The organism is Aliivibrio wodanis (genome assembly GCF_052920805.1).
Window position 1 is genome coordinate 1,971,490 of sequence record NZ_JBREXA010000002.1, and the last position, 26,617, is coordinate 1,998,106.

Annotated in this window: 17 protein-coding genes and 1 pseudogene; 12 read left to right on the forward strand and 6 right to left on the reverse strand. The window is 38.4% G+C overall.

The window, feature by feature from the left end; all coding sequences use genetic code 11:
• Window positions 1–221: 221 nt before the first annotated feature.
• The 4 genes from ACU5DF_RS16990 to ACU5DF_RS17005 form a co-directional block, all read right to left on the reverse strand.
• A complete protein-coding gene (locus ACU5DF_RS16990; protein WP_045101136.1) occupies window positions 222–2,051 on the reverse strand; it encodes an AMP-dependent synthetase/ligase in 1,830 nt (609 codons plus the stop codon).
• A gap of 247 nt (window positions 2,052–2,298) precedes the next feature.
• Window positions 2,299–3,273, reverse strand: a complete 975-nt coding sequence (gene leuO, locus ACU5DF_RS16995) for a transcriptional regulator LeuO (RefSeq protein ID WP_045101135.1) — start codon at window positions 3,271–3,273, stop codon at window positions 2,299–2,301.
• Window positions 3,274–3,612: 339 nt separating this feature from the next.
• Window positions 3,613–6,030, reverse strand: coding sequence for a bifunctional aspartate kinase/homoserine dehydrogenase II (locus tag ACU5DF_RS17000; protein ID WP_045101134.1), 2,418 nt, complete (start codon window positions 6,028–6,030; stop codon window positions 3,613–3,615).
• Complete coding sequence (locus tag ACU5DF_RS17005) at window positions 6,030–7,196, reverse strand: O-succinylhomoserine (thiol)-lyase (RefSeq protein ID WP_045101133.1); 1,167 nt, start codon at window positions 7,194–7,196, stop codon at window positions 6,030–6,032. The genes ACU5DF_RS17000 and ACU5DF_RS17005 overlap by 1 nt, the downstream gene beginning before the upstream one ends.
• A 185-nt stretch (window positions 7,197–7,381) precedes the next feature.
• Between ACU5DF_RS17005 and metJ the strand changes: the two genes are divergently transcribed.
• From metJ to ACU5DF_RS17040, 7 genes and pseudogenes are all read left to right on the forward strand, one after another.
• A complete protein-coding gene (gene metJ / locus ACU5DF_RS17010) occupies window positions 7,382–7,702 on the forward strand; it encodes a met regulon transcriptional regulator MetJ (protein WP_045101132.1) in 321 nt (106 codons plus the stop codon).
• A 129-nt stretch (window positions 7,703–7,831) separates the two neighbouring features.
• Window positions 7,832–9,842, forward strand: a pseudogene (locus ACU5DF_RS17015) (alpha-amylase family glycosyl hydrolase).
• A gap of 434 nt (window positions 9,843–10,276) precedes the next feature.
• Window positions 10,277–11,620: a carbohydrate porin gene (locus ACU5DF_RS17020; RefSeq protein ID WP_446713633.1), complete on the forward strand. Its 1,344-nt coding sequence runs from the start codon at window positions 10,277–10,279 to the stop codon at window positions 11,618–11,620.
• Window positions 11,621–11,691: 71 nt separating this feature from the next.
• On the forward strand, window positions 11,692–12,042 hold the full coding sequence (locus ACU5DF_RS17025; RefSeq protein ID WP_446713634.1) for a MalM family protein: 351 nt from the start codon (window positions 11,692–11,694) through the stop codon (window positions 12,040–12,042).
• A 26-nt stretch (window positions 12,043–12,068) separates the two neighbouring features.
• Window positions 12,069–12,521: a MalM family protein gene (locus ACU5DF_RS17030; RefSeq protein ID WP_446714267.1), complete on the forward strand. Its 453-nt coding sequence runs from the start codon at window positions 12,069–12,071 to the stop codon at window positions 12,519–12,521.
• A 249-nt stretch (window positions 12,522–12,770) separates the two neighbouring features.
• Window positions 12,771–16,307, forward strand: coding sequence for a pullulanase-type alpha-1,6-glucosidase (gene pulA, locus ACU5DF_RS17035; protein ID WP_446714268.1), 3,537 nt, complete (start codon window positions 12,771–12,773; stop codon window positions 16,305–16,307).
• Window positions 16,308–16,381: 74 nt separating this feature from the next.
• Complete coding sequence (locus ACU5DF_RS17040; protein WP_446713635.1) at window positions 16,382–18,349, forward strand: methyl-accepting chemotaxis protein; 1,968 nt, start codon at window positions 16,382–16,384, stop codon at window positions 18,347–18,349.
• Window positions 18,350–18,429: 80 nt separating this feature from the next.
• Here the strand turns inward: ACU5DF_RS17040 and ACU5DF_RS17045 are convergent, their stop codons facing one another.
• Both ACU5DF_RS17045 and rpmE read right to left on the reverse strand, forming a co-directional pair.
• Window positions 18,430–19,677, reverse strand: coding sequence for a malic enzyme-like NAD(P)-binding protein (locus ACU5DF_RS17045; protein WP_446713636.1), 1,248 nt, complete (start codon window positions 19,675–19,677; stop codon window positions 18,430–18,432).
• 198 nt (window positions 19,678–19,875) lie between these two features.
• Window positions 19,876–20,094 (reverse strand): 50S ribosomal protein L31, encoded by a 219-nt coding sequence (gene rpmE, locus ACU5DF_RS17050; RefSeq protein WP_045101127.1) that lies wholly within the window; start codon window positions 20,092–20,094, stop codon window positions 19,876–19,878.
• Between the two features lie 237 nt (window positions 20,095–20,331).
• Between rpmE and priA the strand changes: the two genes are divergently transcribed.
• From priA to hslU, 5 genes are all read left to right on the forward strand, one after another.
• Window positions 20,332–22,533 (forward strand): primosomal protein N', encoded by a 2,202-nt coding sequence (gene priA, locus ACU5DF_RS17055; RefSeq protein ID WP_446713637.1) that lies wholly within the window; start codon window positions 20,332–20,334, stop codon window positions 22,531–22,533.
• 200 nt (window positions 22,534–22,733) lie between these two features.
• Window positions 22,734–23,741 carry a DNA-binding transcriptional regulator CytR gene (cytR, locus tag ACU5DF_RS17060; protein WP_446713638.1) on the forward strand — a complete coding sequence of 336 codons (1,008 nt, stop codon included), beginning with the start codon at window positions 22,734–22,736 and terminating at the stop codon, window positions 23,739–23,741.
• A gap of 171 nt (window positions 23,742–23,912) precedes the next feature.
• Window positions 23,913–24,497 (forward strand): SPOR domain-containing protein, encoded by a 585-nt coding sequence (locus ACU5DF_RS17065; protein ID WP_045101125.1) that lies wholly within the window; start codon window positions 23,913–23,915, stop codon window positions 24,495–24,497.
• A gap of 169 nt (window positions 24,498–24,666) precedes the next feature.
• Complete coding sequence (hslV, locus tag ACU5DF_RS17070; protein ID WP_045101124.1) at window positions 24,667–25,191, forward strand: ATP-dependent protease subunit HslV; 525 nt, start codon at window positions 24,667–24,669, stop codon at window positions 25,189–25,191.
• A 22-nt stretch (window positions 25,192–25,213) separates the two neighbouring features.
• Complete coding sequence (gene hslU, locus ACU5DF_RS17075; RefSeq protein WP_446713639.1) at window positions 25,214–26,548, forward strand: ATP-dependent protease ATPase subunit HslU; 1,335 nt, start codon at window positions 25,214–25,216, stop codon at window positions 26,546–26,548.
• The last annotated feature ends 69 nt before the right edge of the window (window positions 26,549–26,617 follow it).

Below are 26,617 nucleotides of genomic sequence, written 5' to 3' on the forward strand. Positions count from 1 at the left end.
TTATCAATATCGACGATGAATTCAATTAAACCTAAATTAATAGTGATTTATATCTATATAACTCATAAAAACTAGCATTAAAAACCACATATAGAAAAACAAAGAAAGATAATAAATTAGATTACGCATTGATTAAGAACGATAGAGATCTCATTTCTATCGATACAAAAAAACCAGCTTAGTTAAGCTGGTTTGATTGTTTTAATACCTAAAGAAGAACGTTATTTTTCTTTCTTTTCATCGTACATCTCTTCAATTTCGTCTTGATAACGCTCATTGATCACTTTACGACGTAATTTTTGAGTTGGAGTCAGTTCTCCTTTATCCATCGAAAATTCTTTGGAAAGTAAGGTGAATTTTTTCACTTGCTCAAAACGAGCTAACTCTTTTTGCAAATTAGCAACACGCTTTTCAAGCATTTCGACAATCTCACTGTTCTTAACTAGCTCCATGCGATCATGATAAGCAATGTTAAGCTCTTTAGCGTATTCTTCTAATGCATCATAACAAGGTACAATCAGTGCTGATACGAATTTGCGAGTGTCTGCAATCACTGCGATTTGCTCAATAAAGTGGTCTTTACCAATCGCGCCTTCAATGACTTGTGGGGCAATATATTTACCACCAGATGTTTTCATTAACTCTTTGATTCGGTCAGTAATGTATAAATTACCTTCTTCATCAAACTCTCCAGCATCGCCTGTTTTTAAGAAGCCATCTTCGGTAAACGTTTTTTCTGTCTCTTCTGGTTTATTGTAATAACCTTTCATCACCATTGCGCCACGCACAAGGATCTCATTACTCTCACCAATTTTAACTTCAGCACCAGGCATCAATGTACCAATAGAGTCAGGATGGAACTTTCCGTCTTCCCAACATGAAATAGTTGCTGTCGTTTCTGTCATTCCGTAGCCTAGTTTTACATTTACCCCTAACGCATGAAAGAAGCGACCTATTGTGGCATCAAGCTTAGCACCACCACATGGCATAAAGTTAATATTGCCACCAAGGATCATTCTAAGCTTAGACAGAACCAATTTATCTGCTACTTTATGTGCTTGTTTAAGCCCCCAAGAAGGTGCTTGACCAGCTTGCTGACAAGCCGACATTTTAGCGCCCATATTGACAGCCCAAGTAAACATAACCTTACGATGAATTGGCGCTCTAGCTACTTTTTCATGAACAGTTGAGAAAATCTTTTCATAAAAGCGCGGAACAGCACACATTACAGTCGGTTTCACTTCTGTTAGTGCTTCTTTAATTAAATTAGTATTTGGCAAATAACAGTTCGTTGCACCTTTATAAAGCACATAGAAAGTCCAAGCTCGCTCAAATACATGAGATAAAGGCAGAAATGCAAGAGATACGTCTTTTTCTGTTAATGCTAAATTTGTATTATGTCCCTCTAACTGAGATCCAATATTGCTGTAATCTAGCATTACACCCTTTGGCTCACCTGTTGTGCCTGATGTATAAATTAACGTAAGTAAATCATCCATCTTTGCATTATCAAGACGAGCTTGTAACTCATCCTTATGCATTTCGTCAGCTTTCGCTATGAATGCCTTCCATGATAAGCCTGCTTCATGATCATTAAGATCAATATCATCACTTAATGCAACAATATGTTTTAGCGTTGGGCATTGATCAAAAATAACAACAGCCGCATTATATTGAGCCTGTTCGCCTACAAATAGAATGCGCATTTCTGCATCATTAATAATGTAAGCTGCTTGTTTTGGCGTATTCGTAGGATAAATAGGAACAGGGACAGAACGTAATTGCATGGTAGCAAAATCTGCAATAGTCCAACGAGGCATATTATTTGAGAATATCCCTACCTTTTCTTGTACATTCAATCCATAAGCTAATAAAGCAAATGACAATGCATCCATCTGCTCGCCAAACTCACCCCAAGTGATATCACTCCAAGCTTCACACTCTGTATCAATTAAAATACTGCATTTACGTTCACGTAATGCGGTGTCATTGGGCTTATTTTCAATATGTTTGCGGATCTCTTTTACAATATGTAGGTTTTGAATAGTCATCTCGAATCACCTTTTGGCTTACACTTGTAAGCTATAATCTGCACAAAGTGTACAAGTGGTGACAAAAAAGGCAATAGTTTCTCAATATAAAATGTAAGGATTGTTGTGTAATTCCCATTTCTACTATGGTCTATTAACAAGTTTATTATTTAAATTCTACATTTTGTTTATATCGTATAGTTGTCGACAAAAAAGCAGTACCTTTTATAGTACTGCCTTTGTTTGTTCGGTTTAATGTTGTATTTACTTAAAACATCATACCTTTACTTGACTCAACCACTTGCTCACCACATATCTGCATCAATTGATCACGCATCCAAATATGGCCTTTATCTTTTTGGTATGAATCATGCCAACTCAAATAGCCACTAATTCCGGTTGATTCTATTGGTAATGGTAATACGGCTAACTGATCTCGATTTGGCATTAAACTCACTAGCCACTTTGGCGCTACCGCAATCAACTCTGACTGAGAAACAACGTATAATACGTTACTAATGCTCGCCCCTTTGTAAGCCTTTTCATACTGTGAATCCATATACAAATGGTCTACAAATCCTTTGGTATTTTCAATACGGGCAGCAACGGCATGCTTCTCACTAAGTAGCTGTCCTTTCGTTATTTGGCCTCTTATTCTTGGGTGATTTGCAGAAGCAACAACAACTAATTCATCAGTAAACAGTTCTGTACTCATAAAACCAGGTTCATCGAAGCGAACATAATCAATAATAAAATCAACTTCTTGATAACGTAGTTTTTGTGCAATATTTGGCTCATATTCTCCAGATAATTGCAAAGTAATATTAGGTGCCTTTTGCTGTATACCTTTCATTATTCCCGGTGCAAAGCGAATATCTGAAGGACTACAAATTGATAGTTTGAATTGACGCATAGACGTTTCTGGTGAAAAGGTAGAACTTGGTAATTCATTTTTAACCAATTGTAATGCTTGTCGCATTGGTGCAAATAATTGACGAGCTCGTTGGGTTGGTTGAATACCTCTACCGTGACGAATAAATAATTCATCATTAAACATTACTTTTAAACGAGATACTGCATTACTTACTGCTGGTTGAGACATACCTAAATTTTGGGCAGCTCGAGTAATATTTTGTTCTTGCATCACAGCATCAAACACAGTTAGTAAATTTAAATCAACACTACGCAATACTTGTTCTGCACGATCCATTTCAGGCGTTACAGAAGATTCCGACATACTCATAATTAGGTTCTCTCTCAGCTATTTACTTTTAAAGGCTGCTAACCGATATATTTAGAACCAATATATTTAAGTTTATTATTATAATATTGATTACATCGATAGTAGCCTGTTCGCAATTATCATCACTGAATAGATTTACAAAATCTATAGTATGCAGAGTATTTTAATTTTAATTTATGGTTAATTTAATCAGTAATTAATTAAATTAATACAAATCAAAAGATTAACTAAAAATATAAAATAACCTAAACATAGACTAATTAGAGTTTTTATAGATATATTACTAAAAAAGCCATGCTGATTAGCATGGCTTGATAAAGGTTGTTAATAATGAGCAAATTAAAACAGGACAGCTAATCTATTTAAATCTGATTGTATTGCACCCGCGGTAACCTCTCGCCCAGCTCCTGGGCCTCTAATAACAAGAGGATTATCTCGATACCACTGACTTTCGATAGCAAAAATATTATCACACGGTAGTAAATTTGCTAATGCGTGATACTCTGAAAGCGCTTCAATTCCTACAGTAGCACTGCCATCCTTATTTAAACGAGCGACATAACGTAGTACTTTTTGTTCTCGTTGCGCTTTTTCTAAACGTTCAAATAGTTCATTATTTATTAGCTCTCCTTTAGACAAGAAATCATCTAAGCTGACATCTTTTAATTCAGCAGGAACTAAGGATTCTACTTTAATCTGTGTTGGTTCAATCGTTAGACCTGCTTCACGAGCAAGAATAACTAATTTTCTCATTACATCAGATCCGTCTAAGTCACTTCTAGGATCAGGCTCTGTTAATCCTTGCTGCCATGCTAAATCAACTAATTCAGTAAATGGAATATCACCATTATATTGTTGAAATAACCAAGACAGAGTACCGGAAAATATACCAGATAGAGCAACGATCTGATCGCCACTTTCACACAAATCTCTCACAGTATGATTAATAGGAAGGCCAGCTCCCACCGTTGCATTATATAACCAATGACGCCCCGTCTTTTCAAACGCATCAATCACAGCTTGGTATTCATTGCTTGGCGCTGAACCTGCAACTTTATTCGCTGATATAAGGTGCATACCTTGTTCTGCAATCTTAGTGTATTGTTGTGATAATTCTGCACTAGCTGTTACATCTAGAACCACGACATCATCATAGCCTTGAATCGCACCAACCTGTTCTATCCAATCAAAATTCTCATACGTTGTTGCTTCATTATCAAAACTCTCAACAACTGAGCCGCTATCTATCCCTTCAAAATCTAGCCAGTGACGATAGCGATCAATCACACCAATCAGTGAAAACTGCATACCATGACGTTTCTCAAGACGACGCTTTTGTTGAGTAAATAATGACAGCCACTGCGAACCAATATTTCCATGACCGCACAAGACTAAAGCTACTCGTTTTTGAGCTTGGAATAGACTGGTATGAATTCCATTGATGATCGGCGTTGTATCCACTTTACGTAATATCGCAACTAAGCTAAGGCCTGATTCCGATTCACACACAAATTCCAATGGGCAATTTTTTAATTGGTGATAAAAACCATGACTATGAATCGCATTGCTGGTAACTCCTGCTCCTACAGCAGCAACCATTGAGTACCCTTCTTTCAATTTAATCTCTGCATGTACCGCTGCATTTTGCAGAACATCTAATGCTTCACCAACCACTTCTGATGTATACGCTAATAAAAGCGCAAATTGATCATCTTGAGCTTCTAGTGCTAATGGTTGTAACTGAGAGCGAGTTAGTAAAGAAAGAACTTCCTGCTTTGTTCGTTCAAAATCTTGCCCACGGCCAAATCTTAGCTGAATTAAATAGACATCTTCTAAAGAGGTAACAATCTTCGCACCACGGCCAGATGCCAACACTCGTTCAATTCGAGTTGAGCCTGATTCAGGTTGATAACTGCAACGTAAACTTAAATCAAGCGCACTCTGAGCAACAGGTTGCAAGGTTCGACTATGCAATACTGGGGCGGCTAATCGAGCTAATTCACTTGCTTCATCCAAACGAAGTAAAGGTAATAAACAAGCGTCTTCTACTTTACGAGGATCAGCACTGAATACCCCTGCGACATCACTCCAAATCGTAACTCGGGAAGCATCAGCTAACGCTCCAATCATTGTTGCTGAATAATCAGAACCATTACGACCAAGTAAAACTGTATTCCCTTTTTGATTACGCGCCATAAAGCCAGTAATCACAATACGACCATGAGGGTGTTGGGCAATTTGCTCTTTAAATAACGACCAAGATAATGAACGATCAACTTCAGGTTGAGCTGCACGCTCTGCACGTAAAAAAGTACGAGAGTCTAACGGAGCAGCTTGTAAATCAATTTGGTTTAGATAAGCAGACAATAATCGAGAAGACCATACTTCACCATGACCAAGAATATCTGCCTGTTGAATTTCAGTTAAAGGTGCGTGGCATTGACCAATTGCAACTAATTCAAGATGAAGTAGCTCAAGCAATGGTTCTGCATTTTCAGGAGTTAATAACTCAGAAATTAAGCCTTGTTGATATTGGCGTAATGACTCTAAAGTTTCATGAGCTAAGCGACCATCTTTAGATAATTCTTCAAACCATTCTAAAATTCGATTCGTAGTATTACCTGCAGCAGACACCACGACTAAGTCATTCTCGTTAGAATACTCTTTCAAAATAGTGGCTACACGGCGATAACACTCAGGATTTGCAAGACTGCTGCCACCAAATTTATGCAACTGGCGTTGTACTAAAACTGTCATTACTTCACCTCAGCAGCGATAAGAAAGGCTTGCTTAAGATCTGAAATCAAATCTCTGCTGTCTTCTAAACCTACAGAAATACGTAACAACGTTGGTACTAACCCTGCCTCTGCTTGAGCTTCATCCGACATAGCTCGGTGAGTCATCGTTCCTGGATGAGCTATAAGGCTTTCTACGCCACCTAAAGATTCAGCCAAAGAGAAATATTTAAGCTCTTTTACAAAAACTTTAAGTTGCTCTAATGACCCATTTAATTCAAAACTTAACATTGCCCCAAAACCTGCTTGTTGGCGCTTTGCTATCTCATGACCAGGATGTTCAGGTAAACTTGGGTGATAAATAGTTCCCACAAGCTCTTCCTCTTGAAGACATTTTAACACCTCCATCGCATTCTCTTCATGCACTCGCATACGGGCACCAAGAGTTCGAATACCACGCAATGTTAAATAACTATCAAACGCTGTCCCTGTTGCGCCAATACAATTACCCCACCAAGCAAAATCATCGGCATGCTCTTGTGTTTTTGCAATTAGCACACCGCCAACAACATCTGAATGACCATTAATGTATTTAGTCGTTGAATGCAGGACAAAATCAGCCCCAAGAGTTAGAGGTTGCTGTAAAACAGGCGAAAGGAAGGTGTTATCAACAGCGACTAAAGCACCAACTTTAGCCGCTTTTTTACAAATTTCAGCGATATCAACCACACGAACTAGCGGATTGGATGGTGTCTCTAATAAGATAAGCTTTGGTTTTTTTGCAAGAGCAGCATCTAGTGCTTCAGTGTTTGATTGGTCGACAAATAAGGTTTGGAAGTCACCTTTATTAGCGCGAGTATTAAACAGACGGTAAGTACCACCATAACAATCATGAGGCGCAACAATAAGATCATTAGGACCAAGTAAAGCAGAAACCATTAGGTTTAATGCAGAAGTTCCACAGTTAGTAACCACAGCACCAGAGCCACATTCTAAATCCGATAAGGTCTTTTCCAATTGAGTTCGAGTTGGGTTACCCGAACGAGCATAATCATATTTTGGTACATCACCAAATTCAGGGAAACTATAATTGGTAGATAAGTAGATAGGAGGTACAACAGCATTATGTTGTGAATCAGTCTCAATGCCGGTACGAACAGCAATAGTTGCAGGTTTTCTCTCGCTCATAATTTCCCTTCCAAACTGCTAGGCAGTGGTATAATCTAATCCATAAGTTATATTCTTCTACTTTACCATCACAAAATGAGACGTCAATACTTCTAGACGTCTATATATCTTTGCTTATAGCCGTAAATATCGCTAGAATTAGCCCATCATATTTAAACAACAATAATTCAGAACGAAGGTGAGCAATGGCTGATTGGAATGGTGACTATTTAAGTCCTTATGCCGAACATGGTAAAAAAAGTGAACAGGTAAAAAAAATTACCGTGTCAATTCCAACGAAGGTATTACAAATTCTTACCGATGAGCGAACTCGTCGACAAGTGAGTAACCTACGTCACGCAACAAACAGTGAATTATTGTGTGAAGCTTTTCTTCATGCTTATACAGGCCAACCTTTACCAACAGATGAAGATTTACGTAAAGATCGTCCTGATGATATTCCTGCGGAAGCAAAGGCATTAATGACCGCAATGGGTATTGAATTTGAAGCGTTTGACGACGAATAATTAATTCTTCATCTCCTCCTCCTGTCTCCTCCTTATTTTAAATAAATAAGGAGGATTACATTTCTATTTGCTTAATAAATAATCACAGTGCCCTACTATAAATATAAAGGACTAACTGTGAAAAATAACATGGCAAAAACAGCGATAGCCATCGCGATAACTTCTCTTTTGAGCGCATGTAGCTCAACCTCAGAAACAACATCAACAACTCCTGCTTATCAATGCGACCCTCAAATGATGGAAGAAAGTAACCATTTACGCATCTATCAAATCATGGTGGAAAGTTTTGTTGATGGTGATAACTCCATAGGCCACGGTACAGGTTATGGTACTAGTCACCATAATGGTGATCTACAAGGAATAATTGATTCATTAGATTATATTCAATCACTTGGAATGAATACTATTTGGATGACCCCTATCTTTGAATCGGCCCCAATTGATGGTCAAGATCACTGGGCAGATAAGCTCGATGCTACAGGCTATTTTGCTACTGATTTCTTCAAGATTGATCCTCGTTTTGGCACAATGGATAAAGCCAAAGAATTAGTTAAAGAAGCACATAGCCGCGGGATGTATGTATTATTTGATGGCGTTTTTGGTCATCATAAAAAAGGATTAATTAAACCATCACCGACAGGAAAACTTCCAAGCGGCGAGAATAACCCAGTTGATTATCCTGAAAGTGAAGAATTTTATTCAGAAGTAGCTGCATATTGGATCACTGAATTAAATATTGATGGTTGGCGATTAGACCAAGCGTATCAAGTACCTACAGAGTCTTGGAAAAATATTCGTAAAGCCGTTGATACCGCCTCTCAAAACACCACTTATACCAACAATAAAGGTGAAAAAGTACATCCACTTGGCTATATGGTGGCTGAAATTTGGAACAACGAAAACTACATAACACAAACTGGCTATGGTGCAGATAATAACCCTGCACTATGCTCTGCATTTGATTTCCCTGTTCGCTACAGAGTTGTTGAGACCTTTGCGGCCAATGAAAACAGTGTCAGTAATAAAGGGGGAGATTGGTTGAATGAAGGTATGAGTATGCATAGCCTCTACCCCAAACACGCTAAACCTAACCTCATGCTAGGCAATCATGATCTCGTTCGTTTTGGTGACCTATTACAACGTGGCAATATTGCCGAGCCTACTGACAATGAATATTGGTTAAGGCATAAAGCAGCGTTTTCTTTTCAAGCGGCCTATAGTGGGCCAATTACCCTATATTACGGTGATGAAATTGGTGATCAAGTCGATGGCTTCGCGAGTAAATCAGACAAAAATACATGTGCAGTCAAAGGCTTGTGTGACGATCACGTAGCTCGCTCTTCAGCTAAAATTGAAGGTATAACCACTAAATTAACATCGCAAGAAGCCGATCTAAAAAACTATGTATCTAGATTAATGGCAATGCGAGAGGCTCACCCTGCGCTATATGAGGGAAAACGATCTCACCTTATTTCCAATCAAAAAGTTTATGTTGACCATAAACAATCGAAAGACGATGCCATTATTTATATGGTAAGTACTCAAAAAACAGGACAAACCTTAGAGCTTCAAGCAAATAAAATAGGGTCTAAAGGTAAGCTTATTGACCTTATAACAGGCCAGTCATTCTCTCCAATGGGAGGAACTTATTATCTTCCTTTATCAGGTTTTGAAAGTCGCTTCCTTAAAATAGATGAACAAAATGATATTGGGCCTGTGGTACCAAAAACAGACATTGACCTTTATGGTGATGGCTTCATGGCGCAATGTGATAACCCAGATATTAAAGACGGAAGTGAACCACTTCAAGAGTACCTTATATGTCGTGGGTGACTTTGCCGACTCAGGCTGGGCTCATAAATCACAACGTGCATATCACTACAAAGGTAACAACGTTTATCAAGCTGTCATAAAAGAGAAACGTGGTGCCTATAAAATGCAATATGCCACCAAAGGATGGTCAGCACAGTACACAGCCAAAGGACTAGCGCTAAAAGTAGGTCAAGATGCGCCATTAATTAAAGGCGGATACGGAAAAGATACAGCAGTATCTATACCTGAAAATGGCGAATATGTCTGGAGTTTAGAATTCACTCCACAAGGTGAGCCAAAATCAATTATGGTTTCTAAATGCCAATAAATCTTATGGTTTATATTTTAGAACTACCTCGTAAAACTTAAACAAAATATGAACTATTTCTAGCCAGCAAAGTCTATTGTTGGCTAGATCACAATTTTGTATATTTCATCTTTTTTACCCACCTTATTATTTTCACCTTATTTCACCTTTTAAAAAATGATCTTACGTGATTATTATCTCATTAAATAAATCAAAACTACCTACTAAATGTGATGACTGTCAACAGAAGACCTATCCCTAACTTTTCTCCTCCTCCCATCTAAGCCCTGTACTCCCCAAAAGAAGGAGGAGTTACAAAAACTGATTTATTTTTAATCTATATCCCGTCAATTACTTTTACTGAATTTAATGTTTGCTTGACCTACCTACACTGCCTTGGTCAAGCAAACATTTTTCAAATCAAAATATCCTCTAAAAGGGAAATAGGATTTAAGATGAAAATGAATAAGTACACATTGCTTGCTGCAGCTGTTTCTACAGCCTTATTTTCTGGTGCATCTTTTGCTGAAACAGATGTTGCTTTAGACGCGGTTTCTGGAAGTGAATCGACGCCAAAAGTAGAAAAGGTTAACGGTACAGATGTTATTACTGACGGCTGGGAAATTCACGGCTACGCATCTATGAACTATCGTATGGTTGATGGTGAAACAGTTGATACTGAATTTGGTAAACCAGATTACAAAACAGCAGGTACTCACGGTAAGAGCACAAACCAAGTTGAATTTGTATTGAAAAAACACACAGAGCACGCTAACGGTGTTTGGTCTAACTTCAATGTTCGTTCTGAATACGGTAATGGTAACTCTTACGCTTATTCTTCTCCTGGTAGTCAAAAAGCAAATACAACAGCTCAATTTGAAATCAAAGAAACTTTTGTAGAAATCGGTGGTTTATCTTACCTAGGTGAAGATACTTCGATCTGGGGTGGCCAACGTTATCTAAACCGAGCTGCAGGTTTACTATCGGGAGAGTTCTGGAAGCAATCATCAGGTGTTGGTGCTGGTATCCAATCTAAACTTGCAGGTCACACTGCTGGTTTTGCTATCGTAACAGCAGATACTGACGGTGACATTAATAATGGTCCAGGTGCTGATGGTCGACAAACACTAACTTCATATGATTTATATTACTACGGTGTTGACGCCGGTATTGGTAGTTTAGATTTTGACTTCAAATACATGCAACAAGCAAATGTTGAAGAAGACAATGGTTTTGGTGCAGCTGTAACACTAAACTCTAGCTACTATGGCTTAGATGGTTGGACTCAAACTGCCATCTCTTATGGTAAAGGTACTGCTCAAAACCGCGGTGTTAACTTTGGTAGCTGGGCTGGCGGCGATGATAAAGCAGAATCATTATTCCTAACATCTTACGGTGTACTTAACATATCTGAAAACTGGCAAATGGGTTCTGAAGTCACTTACTTCATGGCATTAGATGAACTATTTACAGCAAAAGATCTTAAGCGTTATATTGTTGCAGCTCGTCCATCATATAAAGTAAATGATAATCTACGCCTTGAAGCAACTGGATCTTATGCTCATGAAGAGGGAGCTGAAGGTTACTGGGGACGTACAGGTGATGATCTAACAAGTGATATTATCAACGTTGAGCTAGCAGCAGCATTTACTGTGAACGCTGACTACTTTGGCCGTCCACAAATCAAACCATACGTAAGCTACATCTCTGCTGATGATGAAGCAAGTGCTAAACAACTTGGCATTAAAGATGGTAAATCAGAAACAGTTATCGGTATTCACACTGAAATCTGGTTCTAATTGCGATAAAATTAAAAGGCAGCCAAATCGGCTGCCTTTTTACGTCTGTTTATTAAAAATGGAGAATGACGGTGAATACTAAAAAATTATTAATCAGCCTATTCATAGGCCTTTCTTTAACCGCCTGCTCTTCAACAGAGACCATTCAAAAACCAATCGAACCAATTCCTTCTTCAGAAATATGTTGCAATGATTTCGCTCAGTTTCCATGGATACCATTAGAAACTAATGAAGATATTAATATTAATTTAAATACTGATTCCCCTATTGGGAGTTTCTCCGATGGTAATAGTTATTTTAATGCATTTAAATTATCCGAACGTTCAGAAAAAGTTCAAATAAACCTTTCAAGCTTAATGATCAATGACTCCGTTGTAGCTCCAAAATTAATAACACACTTGATGAAAGATTTAATATTATAAGCACAACAACTTTAGACCAATTTAATATTAAAGCTTCAGATGCATTCACTCGAACTCAATTTAAATTAAAATTTAATCTTAATGCATCTAAGACGCCTTATTTTATCATCTACTCTTCTGACACTTATTTAGGCCAATCAATAAAAGTAAAGCATCCCGCAAGAGTAAGAGCTGAAGAGTTAGGCGAAGCTATGCCAATGGTCACAGACCCAACGTATACTTACGAACGTTTTGGAAAGCTTAATTTATCAATTAAAACAATATCATTAAGAGCTTACAAGGCACAAATTGAAAAAGAAGCTGTTACCATAAAAAAAGCACAACCAGAAACTAAGAATTTTTATAATAATGCCATAATAGAAGCAGTAAATAATAATGATATTCCAAAAGCACTGTCATTATTAGAAGAGGCAAAAAAACTAAATATTAAGGATGCTGAATCTGTATTTATCAAAGCATTAGAAGAAAATAAAAAATAAAAATATACTAAAAACAAAATAGTCTTTAATATTTATATTAAGGACCATTTTTGTTTTATTTATTTACCATATAAAAAGTTTATTAAATTTAATTAATTCTAGTTAACTAGATCACAACATGTGCGATATAAATAATATTATTATAAATACAGAAAAATAACCCTACAATTTTATATATGGAAATATATCGTGAATAATACTAATATTTTATTTAAACGTTCTTATCTCACTAAATCTATTTTAACTATAATGGCTTCATCAATGCTATTTGGTTGTAATTCATCATCTGATGATAAAGATACACCTATTGCTCCAAATAATACCGTTAAAGTATATTTTAAATCTGCCTCAAACACTTACGATAATGCAAGTTTATACGTTTGGAATGATGATGCTTGTGGTGCTTATGCCGGCGATACTTCTGATGCTAGTGATTGGAATAAAGGGTTAACTCCTGATGGTGAAGATCCAGAGCTTGGTGTGTACTGGTCATTAAAGGCCGATAAAGAAAACGCATCTCAATGTATTAATTTTATTCCACGAGTTGGCGAAAATAATGATAAGCCATTAGCTGACTTTAACGGTAAAGTCGATTTATCTCAAACCAATGCTGATGGTGAAGTATTCACTCAAGAAGGCGTTGCAGCGGTTTACCCTGAACTGATCCCAACAGGTGATATTCCAGCAAACCATGCTCGTGTATATATGAATACACCCGATGGTGATACGAACGCGTTCCGCCTTCATGTATGGAATGAAGGAAGCTGTACTAACCTTGAAGGTGATAATTCAGCATGGCCAGGCATTGAATCTTCAGGCGTCAGTGATACCTATGGCGTGTACTGGGATATTCCAGTTAATGGTACAGACAATTGCTTAAATATCATTCCAAATAATAAAAGCGATGGTGATTATCAAACAGCTAATCTAAAAATTGAATTTGATAAAACAACCGCCATTGGTAGCGCTGCATTTATCTTCAAAGGGACCGATAAAGTCTACTATGAGCCTCTAGCTAATAAGCCAGCAAATGCGGTTGAATTATTGGGTGCAAGTGCCATCTTTGCAAGTGATGAAGTTCTTTTAATTAATAGCAAAGACGCCACTAAAATCGAATTATATTATGCTAAAAATGCAGGCATGACTTTCGATAGTAAAAGCAAAAAAATACTTGGTTCTGATAACGTTATTAGCAGCGATATATTAAGCAGCTCCGAAGAATGGAAAGGTTCAGAAGAAAAACCACATCTAGCGTCTGATTTTATCGCGTTTGACATCGATTTCTCTCAATCAGATATAACGTTAAAAGAAGCACTAAAAGGCCAATTAATACTAGTAGCATCAGATGCTACTGGTGTAATTAAAGCGACCGAAGTTCAAACAGCAAGTGCACTAGATTCACTGTACGCTAGCCAAGCTGTGAATGAAAAATTTGGTGCTCTTATTAATTCTGATGGCAGCACAACTTTCCGCTTATGGGCACCAACCTCTCAATCTGTTGTTTTAGTCTCTTATGACAACGACAAGCAAGAAAGCAAAAAGATCCCAATGATCTTTAATCAAGAAACAGGTAGCTGGGTTGCTGAAAACACAGAACTTGCACATGGTAGTTTCTATAAGTATGAAGTGACAGTCTATCACCCTGCTACAGATAAAATTGAAACTTATCAGGTGACTGACCCTTATTCATTAAGTCTTTCAACTAACTCTGAACTAAGCCAAGTTATTGATTTAAACAATGCAGAAGTCGTGCCTGCTGGTTGGAATAGTCTAACTCCCCCTCACGCACAAGATAACCCTGCTGAATTTATTTTATATGAAGCTCAAATCCGTGATTTCTCAGCCCTAGATCAATCAACACCAGCAGATAGCAGAGGTAAATATTCAGCCTTTAATCAAGCAGATTCAGCGCCAGTAAAACATCTAAAATCACTCTCTGACTCTGGTGTCTCACACCTGCACTTATTACCAACGTTTGATATTGCGACCATTAATGAAGACGTAACTCAAATAGCAAATATTGATGAACCATTCACAAAATTATGTGGTTTGAAACCAACTATCAAAGACGATAAAGATTTTGGCAGTTACTGCAGCAGTAGCGATAGTATCGCTTCAGTGTTTGATGAGATGCTAGAAAAAGACTCTCCAGAAAATGCCGTAGTGCAACGCTTAAATGGTTATGTACGAGATGTTGATGGCTTTAACTGGGGTTATGACCCATTCCATTACACTGTGCCAGAAGGATCTTACTCGAGTAATCCAGACGGCATGACACGAATTAAAGAATTCCGTGAAATGGTTATGGCCGTGAAAAATGACATCGGCATGAACGTGGTAATGGATATTGTTTATAACCACACCAATGAATCGGGTGTTAGCAATAAATCTGTTCTTGATCGTATTGTCCCATGGTATTACCAACGCTTAAATGAATTTACAGGAAACGTAGAAAATTCAACATGTTGCTCAAACACAGCACCCGAAAATACCATGATGGGCAAATTGATCTCTGACTCACTGGTTGTTTGGGCTCAAGATTACAAAATTGATGCCTTCCGTTGGGATTTAATGGGCCATCACCCTAAAACTCAAATCTTAGAAACGCTAGCTGCAGTTAAAGCAGTTGACCCTGAAACTTACTTCTATGGTGAAGGTTGGAACTTTGGTGAAGTTGGTAATGATCGCCAATTTACTCAAGCAACTCAACCAAACATGTACGGCACAGGCATAGGTACTTTCTCAGATCGCTTACGTGATTCAGTTCGTGGTGGTGGTCCATTTGATTCTGAAATGGGGTTACGTGAAAACCAAGGTTTTGGTAATGGCGCGTTTGTATTACCTAACGAACAAAATAAAACAAGCAAAGAAACAGCACTACATCTAGCTGATTTAACTCGTCTAGGTATGGCTGGTAACTTATCTGATTACCCTTTTGTTGATAGTAAAAATAACAGCATTAAAGGATCGGAGTTAGATTACAACGGCCAACCAGCAGGTTACGCAAAAGATGCTTGGGAAATTCAAAACTACGTATCAAAACACGATAACCAAACCTTATGGGATAACAACCAATATAAGATCGGTTACGACGTATCAGCAGAAATCCGAACTCGTATGCAAGCCGTTTCATTAGCAACCGCAATGCTAGGTCAAGGGGTTCCATTTACACATATGGGTAGCGAGTTATTGCGTTCTAAATCAATGCAACGTGACTCTTATGACTCTGGTGATTGGTACAACCGTGTTGATTTCACAGCACAAGACAATAACTGGGATGTAGGCTTACCTCGTGAAGACAAAGATGGAAGCAATTGGACTGTTATTCAAGATGTTGTAGATAACTCAGCTGAAAATGCTATGCCTACGACAGATAACATTCAAGCAATGAAAGCTTTCTATGAAGAGTTTGCTTCATTACGTGCATCTTCTGGCCTACTAACTCTAGGTCATGGTGAAGAGATCATTAAACGTGTGAAATTCCATAACACAGGCAGTGATCAAAACGTTGGCGTGATTGTAATGAGTATGGATAACAGCGGAAGCAACTACGATGCTTCAATTGACCAAGATCGTGATGGTCTAGTGGTTGTAGTAAATGCGACCCCAACAGCTCTCAGCGAATTTGCTAACTTTGATGCAACCGGTTATACGCTTCATTCAATCCAAGCAACAAATGGTGCTAAATCAATTGCACGTAACGGTTCAGAGAACTCAAGTGTGACGAACAATAAGTTAAATACTCCAGCATGGTCTGTGGCGGTTTTTGAAAAGGCACATAATTAACTTTATACCGATCACTTATCTATAATAATCAGAGCCTCATTTATGGGGCTCTCTCACCACTAAAAAGAATTTCTATGTTTAAAGAATCCATAATCAAACGAATTTACGCTGCCTTCATTCTCATTGTGGGTCTATTCATTGTCACTATTATGATAAATAAAGAAGGCACTAAAGATATTTACTTAAAACTTGAAGGTGTAGCAAATAACTCCATTCCCTATGTATTGTCTTCTAATCAATTTAGTATTGATTTATTGCATTTAGATAAATCATTTAAAGACTTTTTATCCTCCAATGGGCGAAATGAATATGAAACGATTTTTAATGACAATTTAAATAAAACAGAAGCGACGATCACTAAGTTATCTCAACAGAATACCGCATCTTCCTCGCTTGTCCTCTCTCAACTGCAAGATTATAAAACACTCGCTTTACAGCTCATCCCAACCTACAAGCATCTACAGTTAGAAAGAGATAAAATTCAAAAATTTAATTATCAATATCAGAATCTCACTTCTAATCTCATCTTTAATCTCAAAGATCGCGTGAAAGAAGAGGGTTCTATTTCGCTCAAATTTACCGCAAAAAGTTTCTTTATTAAATTTGAGAATATGAAAAAGAATACGGAAGAAGCACTTTTAAGTAATGAGATTGGTTTCATTGAAAAAAAACTAGCCTACAATGAAAAAAACTCAGCAAGCTTAAAAAAACAATATCAAACATTAAAGAAAAAAATTCCTGAATTGAATAACACTTACTTTACTCAATTCAAAAAAGTAATGGCAGATAACACTGCTATAGATGGCCTACTTAATCAATACCTCTATTTTTTAACTGCCCAATCTGAATTTCAGAGTAATGTAATGAAACTAACTAAATTAGTTGAAGGGACATTAAATACTTTAGAAGACGAAAGAGAAGCAGCATTGACCCACTTAGATGTCGACTTTAAAGAAGCAGAATCGACACATAGCAGCATTAATTTACGCTCTTACCTTTTAGGTACTTTAGCCATTTTATTATCGAGTCTGATTGGTTGGAATATCACATCCAATGTAAAAGTACCTCTGAGAAAAATTAGTTCTGCACTAGAAGCGTTAACCAAAGGCGACATGACCGCTCGTATTGAAGTAACTAAAAACAATGAGTTTAGTCAGGTCAGTAAGCACATCAATTCATTATCTGAAAGCTTGCATGGCGTCTTAGGTAATATAAATAAAGCTTCCTCTCAATTAAGAAAATCCACTAACCTTAACCACGATCATGTTAATCAATCTCATAAAGACATTGAACTCCAACATGAAAAAGCAATACAAGTTGCTGCTGCAATGACAGAGATGGATCACTCTGTATCAGAAGTAGCAGAAAGTGCACAATCATCATTGACTAAAGTAATGGAAGTTGAAGCAATTGTGAGTGAAAGCAAAGTGATCACCAATAACAATATCAATACGATCTCTGCGCTAGAACTGCAACTCAATGATTCGATCTCTGCAGTTAATACTATGCAAAATGTTAGCGATAATATCGGTAGTATTATTGATGTTATCCGCAACATTGCCGATCAAACCAATCTTTTGGCTCTGAATGCTGCAATTGAAGCTGCAAGAGCGGGAGATCAAGGTAGAGGATTTGCAGTAGTCGCTGATGAAGTTCGAGTGTTAGCTCAAAAAACGGCAAATTCGACCTCAGAAATAGAGACAATGATTAATTCATTACAATCGAATGCAAAACAAAGCAGCACTGTTATTCAAACTTGCGCTAGCAATATGAGCTCTAGTGTTGAGCTAGCAGAGAAAACGCAGGCAGCCATTACAACTATTGAGAGCATGATGTATGAAATCAGCCAAATGAGCAGCCATATTGCTCAAGCAGCTTCTGAACAAAGTAACGCAGCCTCTAGCATTTCAGAAAACATCGAAGAAATTAGTCATCTAGCAAAAAATAACAGTAATAACTTAACTCAGATCACTGATGTAGGCACTCAGTTGGAAGAATTGGCGGCGGAACAATATCAACTAGTAAAACGCTTTAATCTTTAATCTCACAAGCATAAAAAATGCTTCCTCATCATATGATGTAGGAAGCATTTTTTTATACCTTTAAAGAGAATAAAAGCGAATTACGCTTCCATATACCCTTCTGGCATTTCAATACGTGCAACGCCTGAATCAATCGCAGCTTGTGCTACCGCTTTCGCAACACGAGGAAGCAAACGAGGATCCATTGGTTTAGGAATAATGTAGCCTTTACCAAATTCTAATGAATCAACACCAGCAGCTTTTAATACTTCAGCAGGTACTGGTTCTTTTGTTAACTGACGAATCGCTTCAACGGCTGCTAGCTTCATCCCATCGTTAATCACGCTTGCACGAACATCTAGCGCGCCACGGAAAATGAATGGGAAACAAAGCACGTTGTTTACTTGGTTCGGGTAATCAGAACGACCCGTACCCATGATTAAATCATCACGGACTTCATGAGCAAGCTCTGGTTTGATTTCTGGATCTGGGTTTGAACATGCAAATACAACCGGCTTGTCAGCCATCAGTTTTAACGCTTCAGGTGGTAATAAGTTTGGACCAGATACCCCTAAGAATAAATCGGCACCTTCAATTACATCTTCAAGCGTGCGCTTATCCGTGTTATTAGCAAAACGTTGCTTATATTCATTGATATCATCACGACGAGTATGGATAACACCTTTGCGATCTAACATGTAGATCTTCTCACGCATAGCGCCACATTTAATCAGCATTTCCATACATGCCACAGCCGCAGCACCTGCACCTAAACAAACGATGATCGCATCTTCTAGCTTCTTGCCTTGCAGCTCAATCGCATTCAACATGCCAGCAGCAGTTACAATTGCTGTGCCGTGTTGGTCATCATGAAATACAGGAATATCACAACGCTCAATTAGGCGACGTTCAATCTCAAAACAATCAGGGGCTTTAATATCTTCTAAGTTAATGCCACCAAACGTATCAGCAATGTTCGCAACCGTATCGACAAACTCATCGATAGTGCGATGTTTCACTTCGATATCAATAGAGTCTAGACCTGCAAAACGCTTGAAAAGTAATGACTTACCTTCCATTACAGGTTTTGAAGCGAGAGGGCCTAAATTACCTAAGCCAAGAATAGCGGTACCATTAGAGATAACTGCAACCATGTTACCTTTAGAGGTGTACTTATAAACATCATCTGGATTTTTTGCGATTTCACGTACAGGCTCAGCAACACCAGGGCTGTAAGCCAGTGCTAGATCTTCTGCAGTATCTGCTGGCTTAGTCAATGCTATTTCAATTTTACCCGGAGTTGGGTAAGCGTGATAATGGAGAGCTTGTTCGCGAAAGTCTTCTGACATGATGGTTTCCTGAATGCTGATAATTATAAAAGGCTTGTTTCAAAACAATAAATTGTATAATAGTTGATCTAGTTCAAACTTCATAGCTTTCACTTACACATCGTACCAACAATTATGATGAGTAAAATTGACATTTTATATTTTTCAGGCATAAAAAAAGGAGCCCTATTGGGCTCCTCTTTTATCGGAAATTGGTAATTATTTCTTAGAACCAATTGCACCGAAACGTTTGTTGAAGCGATCAACACGGCCGCCAGTATCAACGATACGTTGCTTACCAGTGTAGAACGGGTGACATTCGCCACATACGTCTAGGTGGATTGTGTCTTTGCCTAGTGCAGAGTTGAATTCGAACTCGTTACCGCAAGAACAAGTAGCTTTAACAGCTTTGTATTCTGGGTGGATACCTACTTTCATGGGAAAACCTTATAATTTAGGCCGTGTCGCTATCCGAATCTAAGCCGAACACCACACGTAGTTTAACAAAAATAATAAGCGTAAACAGATTACACTTACTTAAGGTCGCGTATAGTAATGAATCCGGAGCGATCAATCAACTAATCTGTTACTTTTTTCACCGATTTTTTTACTCCTTTGCGATATTTTTATCTAAGGGTAGACTATTCTCATTCTAATTCCTTATTGATATTAGCCATGCCGTATTCAATCGCTCATATTGCACTGCCCGTTCCACTTGATCGCACCTTTGATTACTTAATCAAACCGGGGCAAACTCCTACTATAGGCGGTCGTGTAAAAGTGCCTTTTGGGCGTCAACGCTTGATTGGTATCGTAGTAAAGCTCAGTAATAAATCTGAATTTTCTCGTGAAAAATTAAAAGGCATTGATGCAGTATTTGATAATAGCTCATTGTGGCCACCTCATCTTTATAAGCTACTTAATTGGAGTAGCACCTATTATCAGTACCCTTTAGGTGAGACCTTAGCTAACGCAATGCCTGCATGGCTACGCAAAGGCCGAGATGCCAGTTTTACAGCATTAAAAGCATGGCAGATCACTGAATTAGGTAAAAACCAAGACCTCAATAAGCTCACCCGTGCCCCTAAACAAGCTAAAGCTCTCAATCTAGTACGTCATCAACAATGTAGCCATGAACAAATGCTTGAAGAAGAGATAACTGCCGCCACGTTAAAAGCAGTAGCTGATAAAGGGTGGATAGAAGAAATTTCTCTTGCGCCAAAGCCAAGTAATTGGCAACGCAATGTTGAAGTAACCCAAGAGAAGCCTCAACTCAATGAAGAACAAGCCATTGCGATTGCAACCGTCAATGCAAGTCCTGAGTTCGGCTGCTACTTACTAGATGGCGTAACAGGATCAGGAAAAACCGAAGTTTATTTGCAATTATTAGAGCCGATTTTAAAAGCAGGTCGCCAAGCTCTGGTTTTAGTTCCTGAAATTGGCCTAACCCCACAAACGATTAATCGCTTTAAACGTCGCTTCAATGTTCCTGTCGATGTAATTCATTCAGGCCTTAATGACACTGAACGTTTAAATTCATGGTTGGCAGCACGAGACAATCACGCCGGCATTATCATAGGTACTCGCTCAGCCCTTTTTACTCCATTTAATGATCTTGGCATCATCATTGTCGATGAAGAGCACGATGCTTCTTATAAGCAACAAGACAGCATGAGATATCACGCTCGTGACTTAGCCGTAATGCGTGCCAATTTAGATAATATCCCTATTATTTTAGGCTCAGCAACACCAGCCCTAGAAACGTTACACAATGCTAAAATTGGGAAATATCACCACCTAACGCTAACGAAACGTGCAGGTACTGCAATTCCAGCTCGCCATGGAGTGTTAGACGTAAAAGGCCTGTATTTAAATAGCGGATTATCTGCGCCTTTGATCGCTCAAATGAGAAAGCATCTATCTGAGGGCAATCAGGTTATGTTGTTTTTAAACCGCCGAGGCTTCTCTCCTGCCTTAATGTGTCACGAATGTGGTTGGATGGCTGAATGTAAACGTTGCGATGCTTTCTATACGTTCCACCAGCACAGTAGCGAGATCCGTTGTCACCATTGTGGTTCACAACAGCCAATTATGCATCAATGTGGCGGGTGTGGCTCCACTCAGCTGATCTCGGTTGGTGTAGGCACAGAGCAACTTGAAACTCAGTTAATGAACTTATTTCCTGAATACAAGACCGTACGTATTGATAGAGACAGTACTCGCAGAAAAGGCAGCCTCGAAAATTATTTAGAAGCGATTAAAAATAATGAATATCAAATTCTGATTGGTACTCAAATGTTAGCCAAAGGCCACCACTTTCCTAACGTTACTTTAGTAGGGTTAATTGATGTCGATAGTTCGCTATTTAGTAGTGATTTTCGCGCACCAGAGCGCTTAGCTCAACTATTTATACAAGTAGCAGGACGAGCAGGACGTGCGAGTAAACCGGGGGAAGTGATTTTACAGACCCATCACCCTGAACATTCTCTATTGCAGAGCTTATTACACCAAGGCTATGGGCACTTTGCTGAGTACGCTTTACAAGAACGTAAGTTTGCCCAATTGCCACCTTACACCCATTTATCTTTGTTTAGAGCAGAATCAAATAACAATGAAAATGTAGAGCAGTTTCTACGCCAAGTGCGTGATATTTTAGAAAGTCATCCACAATTTCATGATGCAACCCCTGTGCTCGGCCCGATTCCAGCTCCTTTGGCTAGGCGTGCAGGAAAATACCGTTGGCAATTACTTTTTCAAGCGCCTAATAGAACCGTAATGCAATCCATGTTACGAGGTGCTAAAGCTGCGATTGAACTTCTCCCCTTGGCTAAAAAGGTTCGTTGGACTTTAGACATAGAGCCACAAGATCTTAGTTAATAATTCTAATAATTTGGATTCATTCACATTTAATTTACCGACTTAAAGAAAACAATCGGCCTTCATGTGAGTCAAATCACAATACAGATGTAATTTTTGTTAAACGTGCCGTATTTAATTCTTTATTTTGCACATAAAATATCTCCTCAAATAAACAAAGCAAACGTTTACTTAGATATGAATAATTGGAGATAGTTATTATGGCGACAATGAAGGATGTTGCTTTATCGGCGGGAGTATCAACTGCTACGGTATCGCGAGCATTAATGGCACCAGAAAAAGTGTCATTATCAACCCGTCAACGTGTAGAAAATGCGGTATTAGAAACAGGGTATTCTCCAAGCACATTAACACGGACTCTACGTCGCAACGAATCCAAAACAATAGTGACGATTGTTCCTGATATTTGCGATCCTTACTTTAGTGATATTTTACGTGGTATCGAAGACACCGCCGTAGAGAATGGCTATATAGTTTTAGTCGGTGACAGTAGTCAACAAAAGAAACGTGAGCAATCTTTTGCAAACCTCATTTATACCAAGCAAGTAGACGGGATGGTACTACTGGGCTCAGACCTTCCTTTTAATGTTAGCCGCCAAGAACAAAAAAACTTACCGCCTCTAGTCATGGCTTGTGAATATGCCCCTGAGCTAGAGCTTCCAACCGTCCATATTGATAACCTAACTGCCGCTTATGAAGCCGTTAATTACTTAACTAAATTAGGTCATAAACAAATTGCTGAACTTTCAGGCCCTGAAGAATCAGTACTTTGCAAATTTAGACATCAAGGTTATCAGCAAGCACTACGTCGTGCTGGCACAACAATGAAGTCATCATATGTCAAATACGGCAACTTTACTTTTGAAGCAGGCGCTAAAGCCATTAGTGAATTACTCTCACTCTCTTCTCCCCCTACCGCTGTTTTTTGTCATAATGACGTAATGGCGATTGGCGCAATTCAAAAAGCAAAACAGATGGGATTTAGAGTCCCTCAAGATATTTCAATTATGGGATTCGATGATATCGATTTCTCAAGCTACAGTGATCCTGGATTAACGACAATCTCACAACCTCGTTATGAAATAGGTCGTCAATCTATGTTGATGTTGCTCGAATTATTAAAAGGCCATGATGTTCGATCAGGCTCTCGTTTATTGGAATCATCACTAATAATCAGAGAAAGTACTGCACCGCCTAAAAATAAATAAAAGCACAATTTTTATAAAATAAAGAAATGGATAGTCTACTGCCATTGATTGATTCAATGTTTTTATCTAAATAGTGACTTTTTGCGTACTTTTTTACATAAATACTGGTATGAGCTCACACAACTGATTACCATGATCAGTACTCTGTAACCCTGTATTTAAGTAAAGACTGTGGCCAATAAAGATTATGTAAAACGCGGACGTTCTCCTAAGAAACCAACAAAAAGCACCGCTAAGAAAAAGAGCATTAAGCAGCCTTCTTCCAGCGCTTCAACGCCTTGGAAGGCTGTCGCTGTCGCTGGTTTATTAGTTTCAGTGTTTGGTTATGCTCTCTACTTCTTAAATGATGCTCCCGTTCAAAAAGCGGATACAAACTCTGAACCTGCCGTAGACATTACGCCAGTTAAAGCAAAACAAAAAACGCCAGCAAAAGAGATCCCACCATTGCCAGAAGAGCAATGGACATACATGGATGATTTACCAAATAAAGAAATTGCTGTCGAACAAAAAGAGCTTAAAGTATCAAAGATACCTTACATTATGCAATGTGGTGCTTATAAAACACGCTCCCAAGCTGAAGAAAGAAAAATGAATATTGCCTTTCAAGGGATAACTTCTACCGTTCGACATGCTCAAGGCAGCAGTTGGTATAAAGTGGTTCTTGGGCCATATAAATTTAAACGTGATGCAGAAAAAGATCGCCATAAATTACAGCGTGCTAAAATTGAACCTTGCGCTATTTGGAAAGACCAATAAATAAAAATCAATACTAGCCCACAGATTTCTAAAGGAGCACATCACGTGCTCCTTTTTTCTACCTAGGCGTCTTGAAAATCAAGAACCCTCCCCCCATTACAGTAGTAATAATCATGAAAGATGAAAGTAATCGTTTCTACGTTATCTCATCGAATAAGAGGTTTTACTCGTGACTACAATTGTTTCTGTACGCCGTGAAGGCAAAGTAGTGGTGGCTGGCGATGGCCAAGCATCTCAAGGCGATATGATCGCAAAGGGCAACGTAAAGAAAGTACGTCGATTATATAATGATTCAGTTCTTGTTGGTTTCGCTGGCAGCACAGCCGATGCCTTTATTCTGTTCGACCTATGTGAACGTAAACTGGAAATGCATCAAGGCAATTTAACTAAAGCTGCAGTTGAATTAGCAAAAGAGTGGCGTAGTGATCGTGCTCTTCGTCGTCTTGAAGCAATGCTTATTGTGGCAGACAAAACGACATCTCTAATCATTAGTGGTACTGGTGATTTAATTAATGCCGATAATGATCTATTAACTATCGGTTCTGGTGGTTACTTTGCTCGCTCTGCAGCGACAGCATTACTAGAAAATACCGATTTAGATGCACGTGATATTGCTACAAAAGCTCTTACTATTGCTGGCGATATTGACGTCTACACTAACCATAACCATACCGTTGAAGAACTGAACGTTTAACGACAAATAATAAGGAATACCCATGTCTGAGATGACCCCTCGTGAAATTGTACACGAACTAGATAGCCATATTATTGGTCAAGATAAAGCAAAACGCTCAGTGGCAATCGCACTACGTAACCGCTGGCGTCGTATGCAGCTCGATGCTGAGTTGCGCGCAGAAGTTACCCCAAAAAATATTTTAATGATCGGTCCAACAGGTGTTGGTAAAACAGAAATCGCTCGCCGTTTAGCAAAACTGGCTAACGCACCTTTCATTAAAGTAGAGGCAACTAAGTTCACAGAAGTGGGCTATGTTGGTAAAGAAGTTGAAAGCATAATTCGTGATTTGACTGATGTTGCGATCAAAATGACGCACCAACAAGCGGTAGAAAAAGTAAAATTCCGCGCTGAAGAACAAGCTGAAGACCGTGTTTTAGATATTTTATTACCTCCAGCTCGTGATGCATGGGGTAAGAATGAAGAAAGTGATAATGATTCTGGTACTCGCCAATCTTTCCGTAAAAAATTACGTGAAGGAAAACTAGATGATAAAGAAATTGAAGTAGATGTAGCTGCACCTCAAGTTGGTGTTGAGATCATGGCTCCTCCTGGCATGGAAGAGATGACAAACCAACTTCAAGGCATGTTCCAAAATCTATCTGGTGGTGAAACGACTAAAAAGCGTAAAATGAAAATTAAAGATGCGCTTAAAGCTCTAACTGAAGAAGAAGGCGCTAAACTAGTCAACCCAGAAGAACTTAAAGAGCAAGCTATCTTTAATGTTGAAAACCACGGCATTGTTTTCATTGATGAAATTGATAAGATCTGTAAAGGTTCAAATTCACAATCAGGTGATGTTTCTCGTGAGGGCGTACAGCGTGACCTACTTCCATTAGTGGAAGGCAGTACAGTGAGTACTAAACACGGAATGGTTAAAACAGACCATATGCTATTTATCACATCAGGCGCTTTCCAAATGGCAAAACCATCTGATTTGATCCCTGAGCTACAAGGTCGTTTACCGATCCGAGTTGAACTTGAGGCCCTAACTGCCAATGACTTCAAACGTATCTTAACTGAACCAAATGCATCATTAACTGAACAATACATTGCCTTACTCGCAACAGAAAATGTAAATATTGAATTTACTGTTGATGGGATTGATAGCATTGCTGAGTCAGCATTTAAAGTAAATGAAAGCACAGAAAACATTGGTGCTCGTCGTCTGCATACTGTGATGGAGCGTCTAATGGAAGAGATTTCTTATGATGCATCAGAAAAGAATGGCGAAAGCTTAATCGTTGATGCTGCTTATGTAACATCTCGCTTAGGTGAATTAATTACAAATGAAGATCTAAGCCGCTTTATTCTGTAATTTTTGATAAACAAACAGTAAAAATAAAATAAGCCTCACTCATAATAAATGTGTGAGGCTTTTTGATAT